The sequence below is a fragment of the Clostridium thermobutyricum DSM 4928 genome, assembly GCF_002050515.1.
Lineage (GTDB): Bacteria > Bacillota > Clostridia > Clostridiales > Clostridiaceae > Clostridium > Clostridium thermobutyricum.
Map to the genome: position 1 here is coordinate 1 of NZ_LTAY01000078.1, position 7,182 is coordinate 7,182.

The following is a 7,182-nucleotide window of genomic DNA, read 5'->3' on the forward strand; positions in this document are numbered from 1 at the left end:
AATTAAGTGATAAAACACAATCTGTAACAATAAACTCAGAAGATGTTTCACAATTACAAAGTTTAACATTTAATGATACTCAAATCTTAGGTAAGTTAAATATAACTAAGACAGGAAAAGATGGAGTGAAACTTAAAGGAGCAGAGTTTACAGTAAGTGGACCAAATGGATTTAAAGAAGTTGTGACAACAGATAAAGATGGAGTTGCAAGTTTAGAAAATCTACAATGGGGAACTTACAAAGTACAAGAAACAAAAGCTCCAGAAGGATATAACTTAAATAATGAAGTACAAAATATTCAAATAACAAGTGCAAGTGTTGGACAAATACAAAGTTTAATATTTAATGATACTCAAGTTTTAGGGAAATTAAACATAATTAAAACTGGAAAAGATGGGGTAAAACTTGAAGGAGCAGAATTTGATGTAACAGGACCAAATGGTTTTAATAAAATTGTGACAACAAACAAAGATGGAGTTGCAAGTTTAGATAGCTTACAATGGGGAACTTATACAGTAAAAGAAGTTAAAGCACCTCAAGGTTATTTACTTGATAGTTCATCAAAGATTATAAATATAAATTCAACTGATGTTGAAAAAATACAAAGCTTATCATTTGAAGATGTAAGAATGACAGGAAGCTTAGAAGTAACTAAGTTAGGAAAAGATGGAGTTAAGCTTGCAGGAGCAGAATTCCAAATAACAGGAGAAAATAACTTTAATAAAGTTATAATTACAAATAAAAATGGTATAGCATCATTAAATAATCTTCCATGGGGAACTTATGAAGTAAAAGAAATAAAAGCACCATTAGGATATAAATTAAGTGATAAAACACAATCTATAACAATAAATTCAGAAGATGTTTCACAAGTACAAAATTTAACATTTAACGATGCTCAAATATTAGGACAATTAAATATAACTAAAATAGGAAAAAATGGAGTTAAGTTAGAAGGGGCACAATTTACTATAAGTGGACCAAATGGATTTAATAAAGTTGTAACTACAAACAAAGATGGAATTGCAAGTTTAGATAATTTACAATGGGGAACTTATACAATTAAAGAAACTAAGGCTCCATTAGGATATAACTTAAATTCTAATGATTATACAGTTAAAATTGATTCTAATAATGCAAATGTAAGTCAAAATATTGTTATTGCTGATGGACAAATTACTGGAAGCATAAAAATTACTAAAGAAGGAGCTAATAAAGAAAAATTAGCAGGAGCTACTTTTGATGTAACAGGACCAAATGGCTTTAATAGAGCTATAACTACAGGAAAAGATGGTAATGTTAGTATAAGTGGATTAGCTTGGGGAACATATACTATAAAAGAAATTATTGCACCTCAAGGATATTTAGTAAGTAAAGAAGAACAAAAAGTAGTTATAGATTCATCTAATGTAAGTAAATTACAAGATGTAATATTTACTGATAATAAAATATTAGGTAAAATAAATATAACTAAGACTAATATGGATGGAACTAAGAAATTAGCAGGGGCTACTTTTGATGTAACAGGACCAAATGGCTTTAACAAAGTAGTGACTACAGATAAAGAAGGTGCTGTAAGTTTAACAGGATTAGCTTGGGGAACTTATGAAGTAAAAGAAATAAAAGCACCAAACGGATATAATTTAAATGATAAAGTTCAAACTGTAACTATAAACAGTGAGAATGCTAAAATGATTAATTATTTAACTTTTAAAGATAGCTTAATTGTTACTAATAAAATAGTTAATCATAATGTTACTAATAATAAATTAAATAATAAGCAAAATAATAAACAAACTAAAGATAATGTAAAAAATAAAGAAGTTAATAAAGATATAAGTAACAATATAAATAATACTAATACTAATATAAATAATTCATCAGAAAGCCCTAAAACTGGAGATGAAAGTGAATTGCCAATAGTTTTAGTTTTACTTGGAGCCGTAATAGGATTAGTAGTTATTAATAGAAAACAAAATAAAGATAAAGCAAAATTATAGTAACATTTTAAAATATTGATATTTAAAATTAAAATTCAAAAAAGAGCTCATTTCAAAATATTAAATTTTTGATAAATGAGCTCTTTTCTTTTCAATTAATATAAAATAAATGGTTAAATAGAAAAGGAGGTTTTATATGAAGTTAATTAAGAATATATTAAATATAATTTTAGTTTTAATTATAGTACTTTGTGTCTATAAAATAGCAGTAAAACAAATTGATTATTATAAAGCTAATAAAGAAAATAATAATATTCAAAAAATAATGGAAATCCAAAAGCCAAATGAAAATTTATTAAATAAAGAAAAAGAACTTTCTAGCATAAATAGTGATTATAAATTTTGGATTAAGATACCAGGAACTGAAGTAAATTATCCTGTTGTTCAAACTGATAATAATTCATATTATTTACATCACAATTTTAAAAATGAAGAAAGTATAGAAGGAAATTTATTTATATACAATAAATACAATGAAAATAGTTCTAGAAATATTTTGATATTTGGACATAATATGAGAAATGGAAGTATGTTTGGAAGTTTATGGCCATATAAAGATACGAATTTCTTTAATAACAATAAGTACATATATATAATTCAAGGAGATTATATATATAAATATGAAATATTTGGAGATGCAGTAGTTCATGCAGACAATCCATATTTAAAAGTAAACTTTAAAAATCAAGAGGAATTTATAAATTATATTAATGACATAAAATCAAAGGCATATTTTTGGAGAGATGTTCAAGTTAATGAAGATACAAAATTGCTGACTTTATCAACTTGTAGTTATGAGTTTGATAATGCAAGATTTGTTATTATATCAAAATTAATTAGTAAAAATAAAGTAGATAAAACAGAGTTAGTGAAAGTAAATTCTACCGGAAAAACATCTAAATTAATAAAATTTGAATATATGCTTAAAGAATATTATTTAATTATAATATTAGCAGTTATAATATTAATAGCACTTGGTTTTTTATATATAAAACTAAGAAAAAGAAATAGAAACTAGACTTATTTAAGTCTAGTTTTTTTATTTTATGGTTTTAATAAATAAGCTTTTATAAAAATATTATTTATAATTTTGTCTAATAAAATAGTTTTTAAGAAATAATATAAATGATTAATTTATTTAAGGAGGAAAAGTTTTATGGAAGAAAAGTTGTTTGAGGAAATTGAAAAACATTTATTAGAAGATAAAAAACCATCAGAATATATAAGAAAAATAATTCCTAAAATTAAAAGCAGTAATTTAAAGATAATAGGTGCATTGGAAAAAGTAGAACAAAGCCCAACGCATCATCCAGAAGGGAACGTTTTAATTCATACACTTTTAGTAGTTGATGGGGCAGCCTTAGTTAGAAAGTATGCAAATGATAAAAGAGCAGTAATGTGGGGATCTTTTTTTCATGATATAGGGAAGAAAAGAGCTACTAGATTAAAAAAAGGAAGAATAGTTGCATATAATCATGATATGTATGGAAGAGAAGAAGTAGAAAATATTTTAAGTAAGTATACTTTTTTAGAAGAGGATTTTAAAGAAAAAGTTATAAATTTAGTAGGATATCACATGCATAGTTTATACATATCTAAAAAACTTCCTTTTGGTAATTTAGACAATATGATGAGAAGTGTGGACATAAGAGACATGTCTTTATTATTTTTTGCTGATAGATTAGGAAGAGGAGATTTTTCAAAAGAAGCAATAGAAAGTGTAATAGATGAAATAACAAATATACTAAATATTATAAATGAAAAATATGATGTTAAAGATACTATAGACTTATGGGATAAAATAAGAAAAGAATTAATATAAAACATAAAAGGAGTTATTCAATATTAGGATAACTCTTTTTATGTATTTATATATTATAGTTAAATTTAAATTATTAAAATTTATTATAATTATGTAGTTAATGTAGGTTTACTAATTGAATTATGTTTTAATTTAGCTAAATGATTTGCCTTATTTATTCTTAATACTGTATAAAGTAAGAATATAAATGTATATAAAGAAAATTTAGATATATTAAATTCTTTTGCAGCTAAAAGCAATACTGCTATATGTAAATATACTAATAAGAAAAATAAGTAAGACCATCTTTGGAGATTTTTCCAAGTTATAGGATTCATTTTTTTTCTTATAAATTTAAAAGAAGTTAGAAATAAAGGAATTAATATTATAAAAGCTAATAATCCCATTATTATATAAACATAATTTAAATGGCTGATAGGTTTAGTTCCTAATAATTTTATTATAAATTTAGTTGTGTATACAACAAAATGAGGAATCATTAATATAGAACCTATTATAGCTAATTGACCTCTTATAGATAGCAATTTTTTAGTGCTATTCCATTTGGTATTCATAGCTCCACAGAACATAACTAATAAAAAGCAGCCAAGAGCTAGAAATCCTTTTAAAGATATTCTTTCAAGTTGATAAATTACTCCTGTAAGTTTACTTCCGCCAAAAATTATTTTGTATACTTCATAAGTAGTTGAAATTGCTGCTATAAATAGAGAGACTAAATAATAATATTTTGAGTTATTTCTAATGCTCTTTGTAGCAAAAAGGCTTAATATAGTAACAAAAAATATTGGTAATATTAAATCGTAAAGTATTTTCAAAGTATAAAACCCCTTTCAAGTAAATGTTATTGATAATTATTTTCATTAACTAAAGTTATAATATTAAATTAGAAAACTTTAGTCAATAAATTTTAAGATATAATGACTAAAGTTTAATAATTGTTCATTTAATATGAAAAAATTACAAGCAACTTAAAGGAAGTTTATATTCATATATAGAATATAAATATATGAATAGGGTTTTTTGAGAGGAGGACTTTTATGAGAAAAAATATAATATTACTTTTAATTGTGGGTATTACTTCATTTATGTTTGTTGGTTGTAATTCTAAAGATGGGTTGAATGGATCTGCTCCAAAATATTTTGAAATTAAAGCAAATAAAGATATAAATATTGATGAATATGAATCTATATCATCTAAAATTTATGATATTAATAATGATGGTATTTTAGAAGAATTAGAAATTGTTAATAAAGACAATAAATCATATATTCTTATAAAGCATGCAGAAAAAGGATATATAGAAAGTACAATTGAATTAAATAAAAATAGTTCTAAAATAGAAAAAATATCAGATGTTGATGGTGATGGAATAGAAGAAATTTTTGTTAGTAATAATGGAAAAGATGAAGAGATTTATGTTTATAATTCTGATATAAAAGGGTTTAAATTAAAAGCATAATTAATAAAATAGTAGAAGCTAGGATATACTAATGAAAAATATCCTAGTTTTTATATTTGTTAATAATTAGTTAACAAGATATTGATTGACAGTGAATAGTTTTTAGTAGTATTAATAGATTAGGACTAATTTACACAAAAGAAAATATTGAAAGGATGAATTTTTATGGAAAAAGTTAAAAAGCTTACATTATTCCAATTAATTGGGATAACTATGGCCTTTTTTGGAAGCATTAGAAGTGTTCCAACTCTTGCCATAAATGGTTGGACAGAGGTTACTTATTTAGTTCTAGCAGTAGTTATATTTGCTATTCCAATTGCACTTATAGCAGCAGAGCTTGCCACAGGATGGCCAGAAGAAGGAGGCCCACAAGTTTGGGTTAGAGAAGCTTTAGGAGAAAGATGGAGCTTTGTTACTTCATGGCTTTTATGGATTCAAATGATTACAGGAATGACTATGGTTGGTACAACTACAGGAGTTATTTTTGGATATGTAATAAGTGATACTAGATTATCGCAAAATAATATTTTTGTATTTATATGTGTACTTATTTCTTTCTGGGGAGTTACACTACTTAATTTTAAATTTGATATGGTTAAGATAGTTGGTAAATTTGGGGCATTGATAGGTGTATATATTCCTTTTATAATACTTGTTATATTAGGTATTGCATATGCAGCTAAGAATGGAATTACTCCACATGGATATCTTGGAACTTTCTCAGTAGGTAAACTAATACCTGATTTTAGTAAACTTGGAACATTAACATATTTCTCAGGAATAATATTTATATTTGCTGGAGTAGAAATATCATCAGTGCATGTAAACAATATTGATAATCCAAGAAAGAATTATCCTATAGCTGTAATAGTTTCAGTAATTGCTTTAGTTTTAGTTAACTTAATTGCAGGATTAACTGTTTCAAATGCTATTCCAGAAGGGCATATAGAATTATCTAATATATTGCAACCATTTGCTGTTTATACTAAGTTTTTTGGGTTACCATCAATATTTGATAATATAATAGCTTTAATGATTTTAATTGGAGTTTTAGGTCAAATGAGTGCATGGGTATTAGGGCCATCAAAAGCAATGATTAAAGTTGCTGAGGAAGGAAATTTACCTCCAATATTCCAAAAGAGAAATGAAAAAGGAATACCAGTAACATTTGTATTAATTCAAGCAGTTGTAGTATCTATATTAGCTCTTGCATATGTAGTTATACCTAATGTTAATAGTGCCTTCTTTATGATAACTATAGTAACAACTATACTTTATTGTATTGTATATATATTAATATGTATTTCTGCTATAAGATTAAGATATACAAAACCTGATGTTGAAAGACAGTTCAGATTAGGAGCACATGGAAATGGTGTTATGTGGTTAGTTGCACTTCTTGCATTATTTGGAGTGATATTAACTATTGGAATTAGTCTAATACCACCATCAATACTAAAACCTAGTCAATATACTTTCTATATTTCATTCCAAATAATAGGAACAATTATAAGTGTTATAATTCCACTTATAATATTTGCATTTAAAAAAGAAAGTTGGAAAAAATAGAATATAAATAAAATAAATCATCTTATCTCTATAGTTTTATAAAATTATAGAATGAGATGATTTTTTTAATAAATAGGAAATAAAAACTGCCTACTATATTTATGTATTTTGAAGAAAAATAATGAACTCCAAAGAGGAGAAGAATATATAAATATCAATTAGACAGTTTTTATTATTAGGTTAAACACGTGTTAAAAATATAACAACTAAATTTATTATACCATAATTTAGAATAAATATAAATATTTTCTTTTAAAAATTAAAAAATAGAGAAACTCATGAAAGGAGGCTCCTTTTACTAAATTTCTCTATTTGATGAGATATTTTATAT

At 24.7% G+C, this 7,182-nt stretch carries 6 protein-coding genes; 5 read left to right on the top strand and 1 reads right to left on the bottom strand.

The window, feature by feature from the left end; translation table 11 throughout:
* From CLTHE_RS16795 to CLTHE_RS13420, 3 genes are all read left to right on the top strand, one after another.
* Positions 1–2,000: MSCRAMM family protein (locus tag CLTHE_RS16795; RefSeq protein ID WP_207651208.1), on the top strand; the 2,000-nt coding region annotated here is incomplete at its 5' end.
* Positions 2,001–2,136: 136 nt separating this feature from the next.
* A complete protein-coding gene (gene srtB / locus CLTHE_RS13415; RefSeq protein ID WP_080023903.1) occupies positions 2,137–3,018 on the top strand; it encodes a class B sortase in 882 nt (293 codons plus the stop codon).
* Positions 3,019–3,156: 138 nt separating this feature from the next.
* Entirely contained in the window at positions 3,157–3,822 is a 666-nt protein-coding gene (locus CLTHE_RS13420) for an HD domain-containing protein (protein WP_080023904.1), read from the top strand.
* Positions 3,823–3,911: 89 nt separating this feature from the next.
* On the opposite strand, the gene CLTHE_RS13425 is transcribed toward CLTHE_RS13420, so the two are convergent.
* Positions 3,912–4,637, bottom strand: coding sequence for a ferric reductase-like transmembrane domain-containing protein (locus CLTHE_RS13425; RefSeq protein WP_080023905.1), 726 nt, complete (start codon positions 4,635–4,637; stop codon positions 3,912–3,914).
* Positions 4,638–4,859: 222 nt separating this feature from the next.
* Here CLTHE_RS13425 and CLTHE_RS13430 point away from each other — a divergent pair, with 222 nt between their 5' ends.
* Together CLTHE_RS13430 and tyrP are read left to right on the top strand one after the other, a co-directional pair.
* Entirely contained in the window at positions 4,860–5,282 is a 423-nt protein-coding gene (locus CLTHE_RS13430) for a hypothetical protein (RefSeq protein WP_080023906.1), read from the top strand.
* Between the two features lie 165 nt (positions 5,283–5,447).
* Positions 5,448–6,851 (top strand): tyrosine-tyramine antiporter, encoded by a 1,404-nt coding sequence (gene tyrP, locus CLTHE_RS13435; RefSeq protein ID WP_080023907.1) that lies wholly within the window; start codon positions 5,448–5,450, stop codon positions 6,849–6,851.
* The last annotated feature ends 331 nt before the right edge of the window (positions 6,852–7,182 follow it).